A 17,253-nucleotide genomic window follows, 5' to 3' on the forward strand; every position below is an offset into this window, starting at 1 on the left:
GCGGCCGGAACTGGGCGACGGCATCCGCTCCTGCGCCCACGGCAACTACGTGATCTTCTTTGTGGCCACGCCAGAGGAAGTCACCATTGTCCGCGTCCTGCACGGTGCGCGGGACATTCCGGCGATCCTGGCCCCTGACGAAGGCGGGCAATAGGCCTCACCTGCGCCCGGCAGAGGACCTGACGGGTCCTTCCTGGCCGGAATCCGATACGGGTGCGCGCTGCTCGTCTACCGTCACCGCGCGAACCAAGGTTTGCAGGGTTTGCGGTTTGCACCCGACAAGTCATTTTAAGCGGCGGCTGTCGCATATGATGTTCGCGTGATAGCATCACGTGCACACATGGCGCCGCGCCACAACGATGAGGGTCTCCATGCGCACGGTCGTCGGCATCCGCTCGGATAAACGGGCCCGTCAGGCTTCCATCCACAGCGAAGCGCCCACGCCCACGGTCTGGTTTGCCTCATGGCGCCAGCTGGCCGGCGTGCTGTCGGATGAGAACCGGGCACTACTGCGCCTGATGCAGGAGAAGCAGCCGCGAACGGTACTGGAACTGGCTGAACTCTCCGGCCGCGCGGCCAGCAACTTATCGCGCACGCTGCGCAATCTGGAGGGTTACGGCCTGGTCAAACTGCACCGCAGCCCGGACACCCGTGCCGTGCGTCCGGAGGCGCTGGCCACCGAATTTCTCGTGGTGCTGGACTGACCTGCCCCGCGCCACATGGAAAAAAGAACCACAGGAACGACACATGGCCAACGGCAAAGACACGAACAACGGCGGTAAGCCGAATTCGCAACTGGGCTTCGAAGCCGAGCTCTTCAAAGCCGCCGACAAGCTGCGCGGCAACATGGAGCCCAGCGACTACAAGCACGTCGCGCTGGGCCTGATCTTCCTGAAATACATTTCCGGCGCCTTCGAGGCGCGTCACGCCGAACTGTTGGCAGAGTGCCCGCAGGTCGCCGAAGACAAGGACGAATACCTGGCCGACAACGTGTTCTGAGCGCCGAAGGACGCGCGCTGGTCGCACCTCAAGGCCAACGCCAAGCGCCCCGAGATCGGCACCCTGATCGACGACGCCATGCGCGCGATCGAGAAGGACAACGAGTCGCTCAAGGGCGTACTGCCCAAGGACGACGCCCGCCCGGCGCTGAACAAGCTGATCCTTGGCGAGCTGATCGATCTGATCTCTGGCATCGCCATGAAAGGTGACGCAGGCAGATCCAAGGACGTGCTCGGCCGGGTCTACGAATACTTTCTCGCCCAGTTCGCCGGCAGCGAGGGCAAGCGCGGCGACGAGTTCTACACCCCACGCTCGGTGGTGCAGGTACTGGTGCAGATGCTCGAACCCTATGCCGGCCGGGTCTACGACCCCTGCTGCGGCAGTGGCGGCATGCTCGTTCAGAGCGAGAAGTTCGTACTCGAACACGGCGGGCGTATCGGCGACATCGCCATCTACGACCAGGAGAGCAACTACACCAACTGGCGCCTGGCCAAGATGAACCTGGCCGTGCGCGCCATCGACTCCGACATCCGCTGGAACAACGAAGGCAGCTTCCACAAGGACGAACTGCGCGACCTGCGCTTCGACCATATCTGGCCAACCCGCCGTTCAACATCTCCGACTGGGACGGCGACCGCCTGCGCGAAGACCCTCGTTGGGCCTTCGGCGTGCCGCCCGTGGGCAACGCCACCTGTGCCTTGCTGCAACACGTCTACTGGCAGCTCGCACCCTTCGGCACCGCCGGCGTGGTGCTGGCCAACGGCTCCATGAGCTCCAACCAGAATGGCGAAGGCGAGATCCGCAAGGCCATGGTCGAGGCTGACACCGTGGACTGCATGGTCGCCCTGCCCGGCCAGCTGTTCTACTCCACGCAAATCCCCGCGTGCCTGTGGTTCCTGGCCCGCGACAAGTCCGGCTCTTTTCTCCCCTCTCCCTCTGGGAGAGGGGCCGGGGGTGAGGAGCGCAAGCTGCGCGACCGGCGCGGCGAGGTACTGTTCATCGACGCCCGCAACATGGGCACCTTGGTGGACCGCACCCGGCGCGAACTCAGTGATGACGACATCCAGAAGATCGCCGATACCTACCATGCCTGGCGGGGCGAGAAGGAAGTAGGCCAGTACGCGGACATTCCCGGCTTCTGCAAGAGCGCCTCTCTGGAGGAAATTCGCAAGCATGAGCACGTGCTCACCCCGGGCCGCTACGTTGGAGCGGAAGCTGCCGAGGATGATGGCGAGGACTTTACTGACAAAATGCAGCGGCTCAGCGCCCAGTGGCGTGACCAGCAGCAGGAAGCGGAGCGTCTGGATTTGCGGGTCAAGAAAATCTTGAACCACCTGGGTTTCTAGCGAGGGCAAGATGGCACTGAATGTAGAGCATCTGCTGCGCACAGCCGCCACCCTGGAGCAGGCACTGAAGGCCATTGAAAGCCTTCAGCAGCGGGATGACGTGATGTTTGATCTATACCGCAACGCCGCCATCGAGAGTTTCGAGCTCTCGCTGGAAATGGCGGGGAAATTTCTGCGCAAGGCGCTGAAGGCTTATGGTGGTGCCCCTCGCGGCGTCGATGCCTTGGTATTCAACGATGTGTTGCGCCACGCCGGCAAGCAGGGGCTGATGGATTCCTCGACCGTCGAACGCTGGCTCAGCTATCGGGCCAACGGCAACAGTACCGCCCATGATTATGGCAAAGGCTTTGCCAAGGAAACCCTGACACTCCTCCCCCGGTATCTGCAGGATGTGAGGGATCTGGCATAAAGACCACATAAGGTGTTCGATGCCTCGACTTGAATTTTCCAGGCTGCTGCTGCCTGACCTGTATCTTCGCACCCTGCGGGCCTTGCTGGCACGCTATGTGCCGGGCGCCGAAGTTTGGACCTATGGCAGCCGGATCACAGGTGGCGGCCATGAAGGGAGCGATCTGGGCATCGTGCTGCGCAATCCGGGGGACGCAACGCAGGATGTCGAAGGCTGGAACCACCTGAAGGAGGCCCCCCTGCGTGTCAACCTCAGTCTAGACAGTGACGATGTCAGATAACATAGAAAACAGGGCGCCTGACTGAGGACCAAAGGCCATGCCATCCCGCAGCGCCGCTTCACTTCCTCGACTATCAATACGGCAAGGGCAAGGTCATCACCGGTGAGGAGCCGGAGTCCACTGATACGCGCATCGAAAAACCGCTTTCTGGCGCCGATGTGTTGACAGTGAGCACGCTGGGTACCCTGGCCGAGAACCCACGCGTCATCGCCCTGCGCAATTTCATCACCGGTTGGCATCTTTCGTACCTGGCGGCGGATGCCGCGCGCGGCAACCCGGAGGCGGGCGCCGAGGAGCGACTCTCGCCAACCGGCGACAACCTACCCAACGTCATCCAGTACCTGCGCGAGCAGCAGCCCGAGCGGCTGGAGCTGATCTTCGACACCCTTCGGCGGCGCATCCCACGCATCGAGCGGGTACAGGCCGAGGTCTTGCAGGACAGTCGCCTGCTTTTGCTGGTAAAGGACGCACCGTTCTCTACGCCAGTGCTGTTCTGGTCAAGCCGTAGCGGACACATTTTTAAGCAGCAACCGCCATCTGCTGTTCCCTCGGGGTGATGTACCCCAAGGTCGAGTGGAGCCGGTTGAGGAGGTCGCGCCATGACGGACACCCCCGAGCCCTTCACCATCCTCCTGCCCAACGACTGGACGCCCGAACAAGCTTGGGCCGTCCAGGATTGTTTGGATGAACTGCTCGTGCCGATCCAGGCGCGCTACGGCGCGGCCGTGCAGCAATGGCTCGACGGCGAGAACACCGACCCAGATCCAGACCCACCGCCCGATGCCATCACACAACAAGACCTCTTCGGCACCGACTTCGACGATCCGCTGCCCTTCTGAGTGCACCTCAACCCGGCGGGCCAACGCCCGCCGGGCGCGTCCCGCGCTCCAAGCCCCCGCCATCAACGGCCGCCTTCCCTCGCCCTCTCGCGACCCAGGCCCCGCGTCTCACGCTATTCCACCTGACAACATTCGCCCACCGGGGCGATCAGCGCGAGAAGCAGCCCAGTCTGCGCCGCGAAACAATTCGAGAAACAGCCGGTGAAGTAAAGTGAGCGACAACAGTCAGCGGAGCCAAACCGCTGTTCGAGGCCGGCCGTCTCTCCTGGCACGGTAAGTGCTTCAAGCTGAGCAAGAAACTGCTCGTCGACCTCGCCGTGACCCAGACCGGGTTGGACAAGGCTATCGCCTTCGCGAACGAGCTCTTCCTGGCCTTGGAGGCGAGGGACCATCGCGTGGTCATCGCACCCAACGCCGAGCGATTCCATCGCGCGGACGTCGATGAGCGGGAGAATCCCGGGAAAGGCCACCACCATCACGATCTGTGGTCACCGATGCGCTGCACGGTGGTCTACATCGGCACCGTGGCAATCAGCCTAACCGTCATCGAGATGTCAGAGACTGCCGAGGCCCGGTATGTGAACGGCGAATACGTTCAGCTGACCGACTACGTGTCCAAGCGGCGCGGCCGGTACGCGCAGGACTCTGGCTGGACCAGTACCCGCGATTTCCCGACCGGGCGCCTGTGCCTTCAGGCCTATTCCCCGTACCCGCGGGCCGATTGGACCCAGCAGTGGCGAGAGACACCGTCCCGGGACCTTTCCGGCCGGATCCCGGCCATTGTCCGCGAGCTGGAGAAGGCCACGGTCGAAATCGCGCGGCTCGTCGAGGAGAGAGAGCGCCACGCGGAGATCGCACGCCAACGTTGGGAGGCTCAGCGCGAGCAGTGGCGCCGCGAAGAGGAGGCGCGGCGGGCCGCGAAGGCGCAGAAGGACAGCAAAGAGGAGCTGCTCCAGGTCATCGATACTTGGGCGGAGGCGAAGCGACTCGGGGCATTCTTCGCCGACGCCGAACGCCGTGCGCAGGATTTACCTGATGAGCAGCGGGAGCGCACAAAAGAGCGGCTACGACGGGCACGCGCCCTGATCGGCAGCACCGATGCGCTGGAGCGATTCGACGCATGGCGAGCGCCGGAAGAGCGATAAAATCTGCCTGAATCTAGCCGAAAAGCCAGGCGAAGTGATCTTGGGGTATCTATGGGGGTATTTCTGGCGTTTAGAAACGCAATATATTGAATTATATTGCAGTATGATTGCTGCCGCCTCCATCGACAAGGGCTCGGATGATCTCCGGGCCTTTTTTCTTGCCCGAAACCCCCGCGCTACGCAGGGTTCCCGTTATCCGTGCTGCGGGTGGCCACCTGCCGAAACCTCCGAAATCGGCCGCCTTATAGGCCAGAGCCGTCTCTGTTCTCCGTTTAGCCTGCAGGTAGGCGCAGATGGCGACGGTCTCTAGGAATCAACAGCTTAGGCGCGCACATTCATCTTCAACCAAGGCCAGCGGTCACCAGTACAACTCGACGATGTACGTCGCTCGTACTAACATATCGGCAGTTGATCTAACAAAAGAGGTGCTGCCATGACTGCTGTTGCATCGTCGCCTTCCGCCCGCTCCGCCCGCCTTGGGCTGCGCGCCACCCCCGAACAAGAGGCGGTGCTGCGTCGTGCCGCCGAGGTGGCCCACAAGTCGCTGACCGACTTCATCCTTGACAGCGCGTGCCTGGCCGCCGAGCAGACCCTGCTTGATCAGCGATTGTTCATGGTCTCGGGCAACCAGTACCAGGCTCTGATGGATCTGCTGGAACGCCCCGAACAGGCCAATGAGGGTTTGCGCGACCTGTTTGTTCGCAAGGCGCCTTGGGACACGAAGTGACGTTGCGCGCACCGGAGCCACTGACCGCCCAACATCGACTGGACGATTTCGACTGCGGCAAGCCCGCACTGAACGATTGGCTGTTGCGCCACGCCCGCCAGGCGCAGGGCAGTGGCTCGGCCAAGACCTTCGTCGTTGCCGAGGATGATGGCCGGGTGGCGGGCTACTTCAGCCTGACCGTGGGGCAAGTCGATACGCTGGACGCACCGGAGCGCATCCGCAAGGGGATGGAGCAGTATCCTTTGCCAGTGGTGATCCTGGCGAGGCTGGCGGTATCAATTCACGATCAGGGGCAAGATATAGGCTTTGGCCTGCTGCAGGATGCGATTCGCCGCACGATGCTGATTGCCGAGCAGGCCGGTATCCGAGCCATGCTGACCCACCCCATCGATGAAGAAGCGGCGAGGTTCTACACCCGGTTCGGGTTCATCGCATCACCCTTGCGCGAACAGCAACTTCTCTTGCTGCTCAAGGATGCAAGGAAGGTCGTCCAATGACGCAATCGACTGAGTTCCCCAGTGCCGGCGATGTGGTGCAGTCCATCGCGCTGGGCGATTTCGCTGCCGCTGCCGACCACCCCGTCGTCGAGCAAGCTCTACCTGCGCCACGACGAGATCGAGATTCTCGGCATCGTCTCGGGCGTCGTGCGGATGGCCGGGCCGCTAGGTCGGTGACATCCCGTGCGCGCAAGCAGACCCGGTTGTTGGCGAGCCGCTTCGAACGGGCGCGCGCACTCGTCGGGGTCGATCCGTGCGATCCCCAGGCCGTTTCCCCGCCAGGCGCGGTTCCGGTCGATCTTGACCGCCTCCAGCGTTTCACCGACGAACAGCGTCGTGGCCACCGAGCCGCCCGCGCCACCGGCGCGCCGGATCCGCTCGAACGCCACGCACCAGCGCAGCAGGTCGGGAATCAGCTTGATCAGTCGCTTGAGGGTGTCCTGATATCGCCCAACCAGTGCTCGGTGGTCCGGTGACGGCGGCAGGATGCTGACCGAGACGAGGAGGCGCTCGACAACTGCTGATCGCTTACATCCTGCTCGCGCGGCCCGCCTGGTTCCGGGATTGGGTCGATCGGGTCTATCGGGACGGGCTTCCGTAGCGATCTGTGGAAGCACCTCGTGCGGTTGCTCGGCGAATCTATCGAGGGTTGCAAAAGTCATCGCAGACGGCTCGCTGCGACAGGCTGCAAGGACGTCCGTGTCAGCTCGACGGCGGGATCCCTCCCGCCGACGGTCGCCGCGACCCGCCTCCGATGACTTTCGGGACGATTGAGATTGCCTACTTCAACCAACGCGCGAGCCTCGAAGGCATCGTCAACGACAAAGGCGACGAAGGCCGCCTCGCAATCGCCAAGGCGCGGCTGGATCGGGCGCCGAGGCGGGCGCGGACGCAGACACCCAAACGCAGACGGACCAGGTGACCCAGCGATCTGGATCGCCCCGCGTCGAGCAATTCGCGCTTTGCAGATGGCCGACGTCACCCAGGTCAGCGGCTTCCAAACCCACGACGCCCGCGAGGATCTCTTGGAGGGTCACGCTTTCCGCGACTATCTCGAGGATGTCGACGACCCGGATGCGCATGCGCGGAGGCAAGGGCACTACGCTTATACCCCAAAAGCTTCTAGACTCTCGGGGAGGGTTGGATCGCCTATCCTCCATCCACTGATCGATCATCCAACGGAGCGTTTTCGATGCCAGCGCCTTACCTCGTCCGTCTCACGTGCGCGGCCCTGCTATCGATTGGGGTTACCGCGGTTTCCATGGCGCAGTCGCCACCGGGCGTCAGCTTCTCCGTCGCCCCCGTCGTTCAGTTCGACAGCGATTTGGATTCCGGCGGCGATGCCGCGTACAGCGCGCTGCTCATGTCGCTCGGAACGAATTGGGCGCTCGACGGGCAGTCGTCCCTGGGCATCCGCCTGCGCTTGGACTACGAGGATTGGGACTTCGACAAACCACTCGGATTCGGCGGCGCACGGCCGTGGGACAGGTTGTACCGAGCCAGTATCTCCGTACCCTACGGTTTTACGACCAACGGCGGTTGGCGGCTGGGTCTGACACCGACGATCGAGTCCTCGGGTGAATCTGGCGCCAGCTTTTCGGATACGCTCGAATACGGGGCCTCAGCATCGGTATCGCGTGCCGTGCGACCCGATCTCACCCTCGGACTAGGCGTCGGCGTCTACGAGCGCATCGAGGAGACGCGTGCTTTCCCGTTCTTGATCATCGATTGGCGGATCAACGATCGCTTGCGCCTCACCAATCCCTTCCCGGCCGGCCCGGCCGGTCCGGCGGGGTTGGAACTATCCTATGCGCTCGACTCGGGGTGGACCGCAGGCGTGGGCGCCGCTTACCGTTCCTATCGCTTTCGACTCGACTCCGATGGCCCCTTCCCCGACGGCGTCGGCGAGCACCGGTTCATCCCCGTCTTCGTCCAGCTTGGACGCGACCTGACCGAGAACCTGAGCTTCAAGCTATACGCTGGGGCAGCAACCGGGACCAAGTTGCGGGTCGAGGACGAGCGTGGTCGACGGTTGTATGAGGAGGATCAGGACCCAGCGGCGATGCTGGGGGTGTCCTTGATCGGCCGCTTCTAGTACCTCGTCCCTTGGGATCGGCGCGGTTGGCCTCTGGGTCGAGGCTTACGGGTTTTGCACCCTTTGCGAAGACAAGGAACTTCGGCCCGTTCCAGCGCGTGCCGGTGATGTGGTGCGCGGCCGCCGACAGGCTCTTGGACACCTGGGCATCCAGGGCATACAGACCATCGTGCGTGACCGTTACGCGGTACTCCCGTTCATCCCGTTCCCGGATCAGCGTGGTACCGGGCATCAGCAAGGTTTGCGCGCTGCGGTCGGCCATCGGCAGGGAGGGCAGCGCGGCCAGCTGCCCCAGCAGGCCGCCATCGAGGACATCGATTACCGCGCCGCGCGCGGCCTCGACAAGACCCTCATGGCCCGCCTCGCCGCCGGGCAGTGGCTCACCGAGCACCTCAATGTCTTGATCACCGGACCCACCGGCGTCGGCAAGAGCGACCTCGCTTGCGCCTTGGCCAGTCAAGCCTGCTGCCTCGGTACACCCGCCCGCTATCGCCGCCTCCCACGCCTGCTCAATGGGGCCGGCATCGCCCGCGCCGACGTCGGACGCCAACGTGGTCAGGTTGACCATGCGACTCACGTAGCTGTTGTCGATCCCCTCCCGCGCGGCGATCTCCTTCAAGGACTTCGCCTCTCCTGATTGCTCACCCCTTCCCTGGGGTTCGCCCCTTCGGGGCCGACTTCGTCGTCCAACTTCGCTCCCAGCGAAGTTGTCCAGCATCGCCAGCCAGCGATGGCCCCTGGCCAGCGCCAATTGGATGGAGGTCGGTGCCACGTCCCAGGCCTGACTGGCGCGGTTTTGCCGCTTGGGCGGCTCCCGGACGGCACGCGGCTCCTCAATGACGTGCGTATGACTGGCGACTGGGAAGCTTGGCTCGACTTCTTTGCCGAGGCCGTGATCGTTACCGCCACCCAGGCTGTAGAAACGGCGCAACAGCTTCTCGATCTGTCGAACCAGGACCGCTACAAGATCAGCGGTCTCGGACGAGCGGCGGCATCCACCCTGCAGGTGCACCGCGCGCTGATGGAACATCCTATTGGCACCTCGGGCTCTCTGGTGCAAAAGACCGGCATCACCCCGGCCACGGTCAACAAGGCGCTCGGCCACTTGGAGCGGCTCGGCATCGTCAAGGAGCTGACCGCCCAGAAGCGCAACCGCCTGTTCAGCTACGCGGGCTATATCGAGATCATGAGTCGCGGCACGGAACTGCCGGGCAGGTAGTCCAATTCGATTCCCGTTTTCGGAATCGAATCAGATTCGTTGGGAGATTCCTCTTGGTATTCGCCCGGGTGTAAGCGGCAACTGGCCGGCGTTATCGTGCCGCCGAAGGTTCCTGGCGCCGTTGCTGGAGCGCGGCGAAGCCCCGTTCCACAAGGAGGGCACCCACCGCCGCATCCGTCACCAGCAGGAGCCGGCCTCAGGGTCCGGCGACCTCGCCGCCCTGCGGAGTCCGAACGAATTTATCCGGGTCGTAGCCGAAATCCTGCAACCGCGCCAGCCACTGCTCGACCCGCTCGGGCGGAGGATTCGGATCGCGCGCGAGCACCCAGCCGAAACGCCGGGTCGGATGGCCCACGAGCGCGTAGTCGTAGTCTTCACCTACCTCCATGACCCAATAGTCGCCAAGGTAGAGGCGGAGCCCGAAAAGACTGAAGAAGCTGACCTTCAGCTTGGAGTTGTGCTCCGGGTCCGACGGGCGGGCGACACCGGTGATCGACGCCGTGTTGCCCGACGAGGTCACGCAGCGGTTGGTCACCGAGATCAGCCCATCTTCGCGCAGCCCGTAGGTCGCGCGGGTGTCGCGCGCGCAGCCGCCCTGAAACATATTCGGCAACACGGCGATCTCATACCAATGCCCCAGGTAGCGTTCGACATCGACATGCTCTACGGTCGGCGGCGGCGCGGCCGCCGCCCGCCCGAGGAACAGGGCCAGGGCCGATAGGAGGGTGAGGCGGGTCGAGGTCTTGTTCGTCGTCATGTGGCTCCTTGAACTCGTATCTTTCCGGTCATCGCTGCCGTTGCAGCCGTCATCGTGCCGATCGCGAGGCAGGTTCACGGACTCGCCCCGGCAGTTCGGTACAGTGCCACGCCCAACCACGGGCCGGGCTCCGCGGCGTCCCGCCGAGTGGCGTCAGTATAGACCAGAGCCCCTCTCTTCCGGCGGCTGGCCGGTGTTCGACGGCCTTGCCGGAATGCATCACCGCGACCTGGTTCAGATCGGTCACCTGGTTGCTCGGAATCTGGGTGCACGCGACCACGAGCACACCTCCCCGTCAAGCCCGTCCGCGAACCGAGCACGGCCAGCACGGGGTCACGGGCTGATTAGCGAGGATGGCTCATGTTACCGTAGAAACACGCGAGCGGTAGCGACCCGATGCGGGCGGAGGCCTGCCCGCACGGTCGACACCCTTCTCGCCTTGCCGATGGCCGGGTAACGGCCGCACGAACGTTTTCTCGATGCTGTGGATGAACGATGACGGAACACCTCCCGATTACAACCAAGGCCCTCTTGATTGGTGCAGGGCTGCTGTTCGCCGCCGGCGCAATGCTGGGTCTGACACTCCCGATCCGGGCTGAGCTCGAAGGGTTTCCAACCTCGTTGATCGGTCTGATCGGGAGCGCCTTCGCCGCTGGTTATGTCGCTGGCTGTCTGTTGGTCCCGCGGCTGGTCGCGCGAGTCGGTCATATTCGCGTGTTTGGCGTCATGGCGGCACTGGTTGCCATCACGGCTCTGCTCAATATCCTGTACGTGTCGCCGCTGGCTTGGATACTCGTTCGGGCCATGACCGGCTTCGCCTTCGCCGGCGCGACCATGATCATCGAAAGCTGGCTGAGCGAAAGTGCGACCAGCAACAACCGGGGGCGTGTCTTTGCCCGCTACATGGTCGTCAATCTCGCCAGCTCGGTGTTCGGCCAGCTCGCCGTCATGACCTTCCAGCCCGGAGGGTTCGAGCCCTTCGTCGTGGTCGCGATCCTGGCGGCACTGTCCCTCGTGCCGACAGCCCTGAGCTCGAGCCGCGCCCCCAACCCACTACACGAGGTGAGGCTGGATTTCCGCCGACTGATTCGGGTGTCACCGGTCGCCGTCGTGGCTTGTGCCGGCGTCGGTCTCACCAACGGCGCCTTCGGCACGCTCGCGCCTGTCTACGGCAACACCATCGGGCTGGATGTCTGGGCCGTCGCACTGCTGGTGGCTGGTGCCATTGTCGGTGGTGCCTTGATGCAGGCGCCGATCGGCTGGCTATCGGATCGACTGGATCGCCGATGGGTCATCATGGGCATCGCGCTGACCGGCGCAGCGCTGGCCTTCGTGATCTTCAGCGCGGATCTCCGCGAGCCCGTCACGGTGATTCTCCTGGTGGCCGCGCTCGGCGGCGCCATGTACACCATCTATCCCGTCGCGGTCGCGCACGCTAACGACCGCGCCGCGGAGGGGGATTTCGTGGCCGTTGCCAGCGGCCTGTTGCTCATCTTCGGAGCCGGGGCCACATTGGGTCCGGCCATCGCCGCGCCGCTGATGCAATTCGGTGAACCGAGTTGGTTGTTCCTATTCCTCGTCGGCACCTACGGCCTGATGGCGATGCATGCGTTCTGGCGCACGCGCATCTCTCCACCGGCGATCGAAAGCGTTCACGGCTACGCTGTCATCGAGCCGATTCAAGGGACGACTCAAGAGGCCATGTACCTCGACCCGCGCGCCGATCAACAGGACGCCGACAGCGCTCGATGATGATGGCTCGGTTGCTTCGATGATCGCGTCCGCGGGGTACGGCGCCCAACGCGCCGTACCCCGCGGGCTTCGGATCTCGGGGACCGGGCTCAGTTGACCTTCGGATCGAGCTCGCCCTTCTCGTAACGGACGGTCATCGCCTCGAGCGAGATCGGCTTGATCTTCGAGGCATTGCCGGCGGTGCCGAAGGCCTCGTAACGGGCGCGGCAGATGTCCTTCATCGCCTTCGTCGCCGCGGCCAGGTATTTGCGCGGATCGAAGTTCGACGGGTTCTCGTGCAGGTTCTTGCGGATCGCGCCGGTCGAGGCCATCCGCAGGTCGGTGTCGATATTGACCTTGCGCACGCCGTGCTTGATGCCCTCGACGATCTCCTCGACCGGCACGCCGTAGGTCTCGCCCATGTCGCCGCCGTACTGGTTGATGATCGCCAGCCACTCTTGCGGCACCGACGAGGAGCCGTGCATGACCAGGTGGGTGTTCGGGATCCGCGCGTGGATCTGCTTGACCCGCTCGATCGCCAGGATGTCGCCGGTCGGCGGCCGCGTGAACTTGTAGGCGCCGTGCGAGGTCCCAATCGCGATCGCGAGCGCATCGACGCCGGTCCTCTTGACGAAGTCGGCGGCCTCCTCCGGATCGGTCAACAGCTGGCTGTGGTCGAGCGTCCCCTCGGCGCCGATGCCGTCTTCCTCACCGGCCTGGCCGGTCTCGAGCGAACCGAGGCAGCCAAGTTCGCCTTCGACCGAGACACCGCAGGCATGGGACATTTCGACGACGCGGCGCGTCACCTCGACGTTGTAGTCATACGAGGCTGGGGTCTTGCCGTCTTCTTTCAGCGAGCCGTCCATCATCACCGAGCTGAAGCCGAGTTGGATCGAACGCTGACAGACGGCCGGCGAGGTGCCGTGGTCCTGGTGCATGCAGACCGGGATGTGCGGCCACTCCTCGATCGCGGCGAGGATCAGGTGGCGCAGGAAGGGGGCGCCGGCGTACTTGCGGGCACCGGCCGAGGCCTGCACGATGACCGGCGAATCGGTCTCCTGCGCGGCCTCCATGATCGCGCGCATCTGTTCGAGATTGTTGACGTTGTAGGCCGGCACGCCATAGCCGTGTTCGGCGGCGTGATCCAGCAGTTGGCGCATCGAGATCAGGGCCATGATGGGTTCTCCTCGGTTGTCGGGTAGTGGGATGGGGGCTTGTCAGTCGTCGGCGAGCCGCCGATGCTCGCCGACGCGCATGATCTTCATGATGTTGGTTTGACCTTCGACGCCGGATCTGTCTCCCTTGGTGATGATCACGAGATCCCCATCGCGGACGATGCCGTGGTCGAGCAGCACCTCGATCACGTCGCGGTTGACCTCGTGGATGTCCGCGTTCGAGACATCGAAGCTTACCGGATAGACCCCGCGAAAAAGCTTGACCTTTCTGCGGGTGGCAATATGCCGCGTCGGGGCGTAGATCGGGATACCGGAGCTGATGCGGGACATCCATTTGACCGTGGAACCGGTCTCGGTCAACGCCGCGATCGCCTTGACGCCCAAATGATTGGCCGTGTACATCGTGGCCATCGCGATGGCCTCGTCGACGCGCCCGAAGACGGTGTCGATCCGATGCGTCGAGCGCCGCGCGCTGCGCTGCTTCTCGGCCTCCTCGCAGATCCGGTGCATCGCGTCGACGACCTTGACCGGGTAGCGCCCGATCGAGGTCTCCGCGGACAGCATCACGGCATCGGTGCCATCGAGCACGGCGTTCGCGACATCGAAGACCTCGGCGCGCGTCGGGTGCGCGTTGGCGATCATCGACTGCATCATCTGGGTCGCCGTGATGACGACGCTGTTGCTCTCGCGCGCCCGACTGATCAGATCCTTCTGCACGCCGGGCAGCTCGGCGTCGCCGATCTCGACGCCGAGATCGCCGCGCGCGATCATGATCGCATCGGCCGCGGCGATGATATCGTCGATGCCGCTCAAGGCCTCGGCCCGTTCGATCTTCGCGACGATGCCCCCGGCCCCGCCGGCCTCGGTGAAGAGCTCGCGCGCGAGGCGGACGTCGTCGCCATTGCGAACGAAGGACACGGCCAGATAGTCGGCCCCGATCTCAGCAGCGAATCGGATATCGGCGCGATCCTTGTCGGTCAGCGCCGGCGCCGACAGCCCGCCGCCCTTGCGATTGATGCCCTTGTTGTCGGACAAGGGCCCGCCGATCAGCACCCGGCAGTGCACGGCTGCGCCGCGCACGGATTCGACCGTGAGCTCGATGGCGCCATCGTCGAGCAGCAGGGTGTCGCCGGCGGCCAGATCGGTGACCAGGTCCGGGTAGGTCGTGCCGACGCGGGCGCGATCGCCGCCATCGATCGGGCATTCGGCATCGATGATGAAGGCATCGCCGACGGTCAGGTCGACGGCCCCGTCACGAAATCGGCCGACTCGAATCTTCGGGCCCTGCAGATCGAGCAGCACGGCCACGTCGCGCCCGGCCGCCGCGGCCCGCTCGCGAACCCGTTCGGCGCGTTCACGATGCCGCACGTGGCCGTCGTGCGACAGATTGAGCCGCACCACGTCGACGCCCGCGGCAATCATCGCATCGAGCAGGCGTGGGTCATCGGTGGCCGGGCCTAGCGTGGCCACGATCTTGGTTCGTCTCGGCATTCGGGCAGTCTCCGGCCTCGTGACCGCCGCCGGCCGGGTCACGGCCAGCGGCGGACCGCGACCCTATTGTTTAGCGCGGGATTCGAGCATCGCGACGGCCGGCAGGGTCTTGCCCTCGAGGTATTCGAGGAAGGCCCCGCCGGCCGTCGAGATGTAGGACACCCGATCGTAGATGCCGTACTTCTGGATCGCCGCGATCGTGTCGCCACCGCCGGCCAGCGTGAAGGCCGGCGTCGCGGCGATCGCATCGGCGATCGTCCGGGTGCCGGCGCCGAACTGGTCGAACTCGAAGACCCCGACCGGGCCATTCCAGATCACGGTGCCGGCCTGCGCGATGATGTCGGCGAGGGCCTGAGCGCTGTCGGGGCCGATGTCGAAGATCATGTCGTCATCGGCGACCTGGTCGGCCGGCTTCAGCACCGCCGGCTCCTGTTCGTCGAAGCGCTTGCCGACCACGACATCGGTCGCGATCGGGATGATCGCACCACGGGCGGTCATCTTGTCGATCAATGCCTGCGCGGTCGGCACCAGATCCTTCTCGCACAGCGACTGACCGACATTCTTGCCGGTCGCCTTCAGGAAGGTGTTCGCGATGCCACCACCGACGACCAATTGATCGACCTTCTCGGACAGGGCCTCGAGCACCGTGAGCTTGGTCGAGACCTTCGATCCGCCGACGATCGCGACCATCGGGCGCGCCGGATTGGCCAGCGCCTTGTGCAGCGCATCGAGCTCCTCGGCGAGCAGCAACCCGGCACAGGCAGTCGGTGCGAACCGGCCGACACCGTGCGTCGAGGCCTGTGCGCGGTGCGCGGTGCCGAACGCATCCATGACGAAGACATCGCACAGGGCCGCATACCGCTTGGCGAGATCCTCGTTGTCCTTGCCCTCGCCCTTGTTGAAACGCACGTTCTCCAACAGCACCAATTCGCCGTCGGCCACCGCCGGGGCCTGATCGAGATAATCCGCGACCAGACGCACCTCGCGGCCGAGCTTGGCCGCGAGATCCTCGGCGACCGGCTTCAGCGAGTTCTCCTCCGAATAGACGCCCTCCTCCGGTCGGCCCAGGTGCGACATCACCATGACCTTGGCCCCCGCCTTCAGGCAGTGCTCGAAGGTCGGCATCGAAGCACTGATGCGCGCGTCGGAGGTGACCCGGCCGTTCTTGACCGGCACGTTCAGATCGGCCCGGATCAGCACCCGCTGGCCCTCGAGGTCGAGATCGGTCAACTTGATGAAGGACATTGGCATCCTCTCTAGTGCAAAGGGTTACGTCAGAAGAAAGCGATCTGGACAGCCACGCGGGCTGTCCGGATGGCTTTCACCGGCGGCACCGGGACGGGCCGCCATGAATCCCGCTGTCCCTAGGGACGCGCTGAGTCGTTCAGCGCGTCCCGTGCGAGGCCGAAGCCCCATCGATCTTTGGCCACGAAGGCCAATGGATCAGCGTCTCCTTAGGCGACATGCTGGACCAGACGCAGCATATTGCAGGTGTAACCGTACTCGTTGTCGTACCAGGCGACGACCTTGATGAAGGTCCCGTCGAGCGCGATACCGGCCTCGGCATCGAAGATCGACGGGGCCGTGTGACCGCGGAAGTCGGTCGCGACGACCTTGTCCTCGGTATAGGCGAGAACGCCCGCTAGGTCACCGGATCGGGAGGCCGACTTCATCGCCGCACAGATGTCCGCATAGCTCGCTTCCTTGGTGAGCTCGACGGTCAGGTCGACGACCGACACGTCCGAGGTCGGGACCCGGAAGGCCATGCCGGTCAGCTTGCCGTTCAGGTCCGGGAGCACCTTGCCTGCGGCCTTCGCGGCCCCGGTCGACGACGGGATGATGTTCTCGAGGATGCCGCGGCCACCGCGCCAATCCTTCTGTGACGGCCCATCGACGGTCTTCTGGGTCGCGGTCGCCGCATGCACCGTGGTCATCAGGCCGCGCTTGATGCCCCAGTTGTCGTGCAGGACCTTGGCGACCGGTGCCAGGCAGTTGGTCGTGCACGAGGCCGCCGAGATGATCGCCTGGCCGGCGTAGGTCTTGTGGTTGACGCCATAGACGAACATCGGCGTCGCATCCTTCGACGGCGCGCTCTGCACGACCTTCTTGGCCCCGGCATCGATGTGTTTCTGGCAGGTCTCCTCGGTCAGGAAGAAGCCGGTGCACTCGAGCACGATATCGGCACCGATCTCGTTCCAGCGCAGATTCGCGGGGTCGCGCTCGGCGGTCAGGCGGATCGTCTTGCCGTTGACGATCAGGTTGTTGCCTTCAACAGCGATATCGCCGCGGAAATTGCCATGGACCGAATCGTATTTGAGCATGTAGGCCAGATAGTCGGCGTCGAGCAGGTCGTTGATGCCGACCACCTCGATGTCCGGAAAATCCTTCGCGATAGCGCGAAACGCCATCCGGCCGATCCGTCCGAAGCCGTTGATGCCAACTTTGATCGTCATGGGTGTCTACTCCTGTTACGAGGGAAGAGTTTGAAGGGTTCGGCGGGCGGGGCAGCGGTCCCAGCCGCGCCCCGCCCGGCCATCATGTCG

19 protein-coding genes and 1 pseudogene are annotated in these 17,253 nt (G+C 64.3%); 14 read left to right on the forward strand and 6 right to left on the reverse strand.

Features of this window, described 5'->3' with window-relative positions; all coding sequences use genetic code 11:
• The first annotated feature begins 10 nt into the window (after positions 1–10).
• The 10 genes and pseudogenes from ABC977_RS11170 to ABC977_RS11215 all read left to right on the forward strand — a co-directional run bounded on the left by ABC977_RS11170 (position 11) and on the right by ABC977_RS11215 (position 6,242).
• Entirely contained in the window at positions 11–154 is a 144-nt protein-coding gene (locus tag ABC977_RS11170) for a type II toxin-antitoxin system RelE/ParE family toxin (RefSeq protein ID WP_369667418.1), read from the forward strand.
• A gap of 217 nt (positions 155–371) precedes the next feature.
• Positions 372–704, forward strand: coding sequence for an HVO_A0114 family putative DNA-binding protein (locus ABC977_RS11175; protein ID WP_369667345.1), 333 nt, complete (start codon positions 372–374; stop codon positions 702–704).
• Positions 705–846: 142 nt separating this feature from the next.
• Positions 847–2,345, forward strand: a pseudogene (locus ABC977_RS11180) (type I restriction-modification system subunit M).
• 10 nt (positions 2,346–2,355) lie between these two features.
• The gene (locus ABC977_RS11185; protein WP_369667346.1) at positions 2,356–2,754 is read left to right on the forward strand and encodes a nucleotidyltransferase substrate binding protein; all 399 of its coding nucleotides are present in this window, start codon (positions 2,356–2,358) and stop codon (positions 2,752–2,754) included.
• A gap of 19 nt (positions 2,755–2,773) precedes the next feature.
• Entirely contained in the window at positions 2,774–3,034 is a 261-nt protein-coding gene (locus ABC977_RS11190) for a nucleotidyltransferase family protein (RefSeq protein WP_369667347.1), read from the forward strand.
• 167 nt (positions 3,035–3,201) lie between these two features.
• On the forward strand, positions 3,202–3,591 hold the full coding sequence (locus tag ABC977_RS11195) for an AAA family ATPase (protein WP_369667348.1): 390 nt from the start codon (positions 3,202–3,204) through the stop codon (positions 3,589–3,591).
• Positions 3,592–3,633: 42 nt separating this feature from the next.
• Entirely contained in the window at positions 3,634–3,873 is a 240-nt protein-coding gene (locus ABC977_RS11200; protein WP_369667349.1) for a hypothetical protein, read from the forward strand.
• Positions 3,874–4,190: 317 nt separating this feature from the next.
• Positions 4,191–5,018, forward strand: coding sequence for a hypothetical protein (locus tag ABC977_RS11205; RefSeq protein WP_369667350.1), 828 nt, complete (start codon positions 4,191–4,193; stop codon positions 5,016–5,018).
• Between the two features lie 433 nt (positions 5,019–5,451).
• On the forward strand, positions 5,452–5,745 hold the full coding sequence (locus tag ABC977_RS11210) for a type II toxin-antitoxin system TacA family antitoxin (protein ID WP_369667351.1): 294 nt from the start codon (positions 5,452–5,454) through the stop codon (positions 5,743–5,745).
• On the forward strand, positions 5,730–6,242 hold the full coding sequence (locus ABC977_RS11215) for a GNAT family N-acetyltransferase (protein WP_369667352.1): 513 nt from the start codon (positions 5,730–5,732) through the stop codon (positions 6,240–6,242). The genes ABC977_RS11210 and ABC977_RS11215 overlap by 16 nt, the downstream gene beginning before the upstream one ends.
• 98 nt (positions 6,243–6,340) lie before the next feature.
• On the opposite strand, the gene ABC977_RS11220 is transcribed toward ABC977_RS11215, so the two are convergent.
• On the reverse strand, positions 6,341–6,904 hold the full coding sequence (locus tag ABC977_RS11220) for a hypothetical protein (RefSeq protein ID WP_369667353.1): 564 nt from the start codon (positions 6,902–6,904) through the stop codon (positions 6,341–6,343).
• Between the two features lie 530 nt (positions 6,905–7,434).
• On the opposite strand from ABC977_RS11220, the gene ABC977_RS11225 reads away from it, so the two are divergent.
• The 3 genes from ABC977_RS11225 to ABC977_RS11240 all read left to right on the forward strand — a co-directional run bounded on the left by ABC977_RS11225 (position 7,435) and on the right by ABC977_RS11240 (position 9,556).
• Entirely contained in the window at positions 7,435–8,337 is a 903-nt protein-coding gene (locus tag ABC977_RS11225) for a DUF6268 family outer membrane beta-barrel protein (RefSeq protein WP_369667354.1), read from the forward strand.
• 112 nt (positions 8,338–8,449) lie between these two features.
• Positions 8,450–8,974, forward strand: coding sequence for an ATP-binding protein (locus ABC977_RS18305; RefSeq protein WP_501040250.1), 525 nt, complete (start codon positions 8,450–8,452; stop codon positions 8,972–8,974).
• Between the two features lie 210 nt (positions 8,975–9,184).
• Positions 9,185–9,556, forward strand: coding sequence for a Fic family protein (locus ABC977_RS11240; RefSeq protein WP_369667355.1), 372 nt, complete (start codon positions 9,185–9,187; stop codon positions 9,554–9,556).
• A 196-nt stretch (positions 9,557–9,752) separates the two neighbouring features.
• Here the strand turns inward: ABC977_RS11240 and ABC977_RS11245 are convergent, their stop codons facing one another.
• Positions 9,753–10,313 carry a lipocalin family protein gene (locus tag ABC977_RS11245; protein ID WP_369667356.1) on the reverse strand — a complete coding sequence of 187 codons (561 nt, stop codon included), beginning with the start codon at positions 10,311–10,313 and terminating at the stop codon, positions 9,753–9,755.
• 495 nt (positions 10,314–10,808) lie between these two features.
• Between ABC977_RS11245 and ABC977_RS11250 the strand changes: the two genes are divergently transcribed.
• Entirely contained in the window at positions 10,809–12,065 is a 1,257-nt protein-coding gene (locus ABC977_RS11250) for an MFS transporter (protein ID WP_369667357.1), read from the forward strand.
• Between the two features lie 89 nt (positions 12,066–12,154).
• On the opposite strand, the gene fba is transcribed toward ABC977_RS11250, so the two are convergent.
• The 4 genes from fba to gap all read right to left on the reverse strand — a co-directional run bounded on the left by fba (position 12,155) and on the right by gap (position 17,163).
• Complete coding sequence (gene fba, locus ABC977_RS11255; RefSeq protein ID WP_369667358.1) at positions 12,155–13,219, reverse strand: class II fructose-bisphosphate aldolase; 1,065 nt, start codon at positions 13,217–13,219, stop codon at positions 12,155–12,157.
• Positions 13,220–13,261: 42 nt separating this feature from the next.
• Positions 13,262–14,710, reverse strand: a complete 1,449-nt coding sequence (gene pyk / locus ABC977_RS11260; RefSeq protein WP_369667359.1) for a pyruvate kinase — start codon at positions 14,708–14,710, stop codon at positions 13,262–13,264.
• A gap of 63 nt (positions 14,711–14,773) precedes the next feature.
• Complete coding sequence (locus ABC977_RS11265) at positions 14,774–15,955, reverse strand: phosphoglycerate kinase (protein ID WP_369667360.1); 1,182 nt, start codon at positions 15,953–15,955, stop codon at positions 14,774–14,776.
• 209 nt (positions 15,956–16,164) lie between these two features.
• A complete protein-coding gene (gap, locus tag ABC977_RS11270; protein WP_369667361.1) occupies positions 16,165–17,163 on the reverse strand; it encodes a type I glyceraldehyde-3-phosphate dehydrogenase in 999 nt (332 codons plus the stop codon).
• Positions 17,164–17,253: the final 90 nt, after the last annotated feature.

Origin of the sequence: Thioalkalicoccus limnaeus, from assembly GCF_041197575.1 — a bacterium.
GTDB classification, from domain to species: domain Bacteria; phylum Pseudomonadota; class Gammaproteobacteria; order Chromatiales; family Chromatiaceae; genus Thioalkalicoccus; species Thioalkalicoccus limnaeus.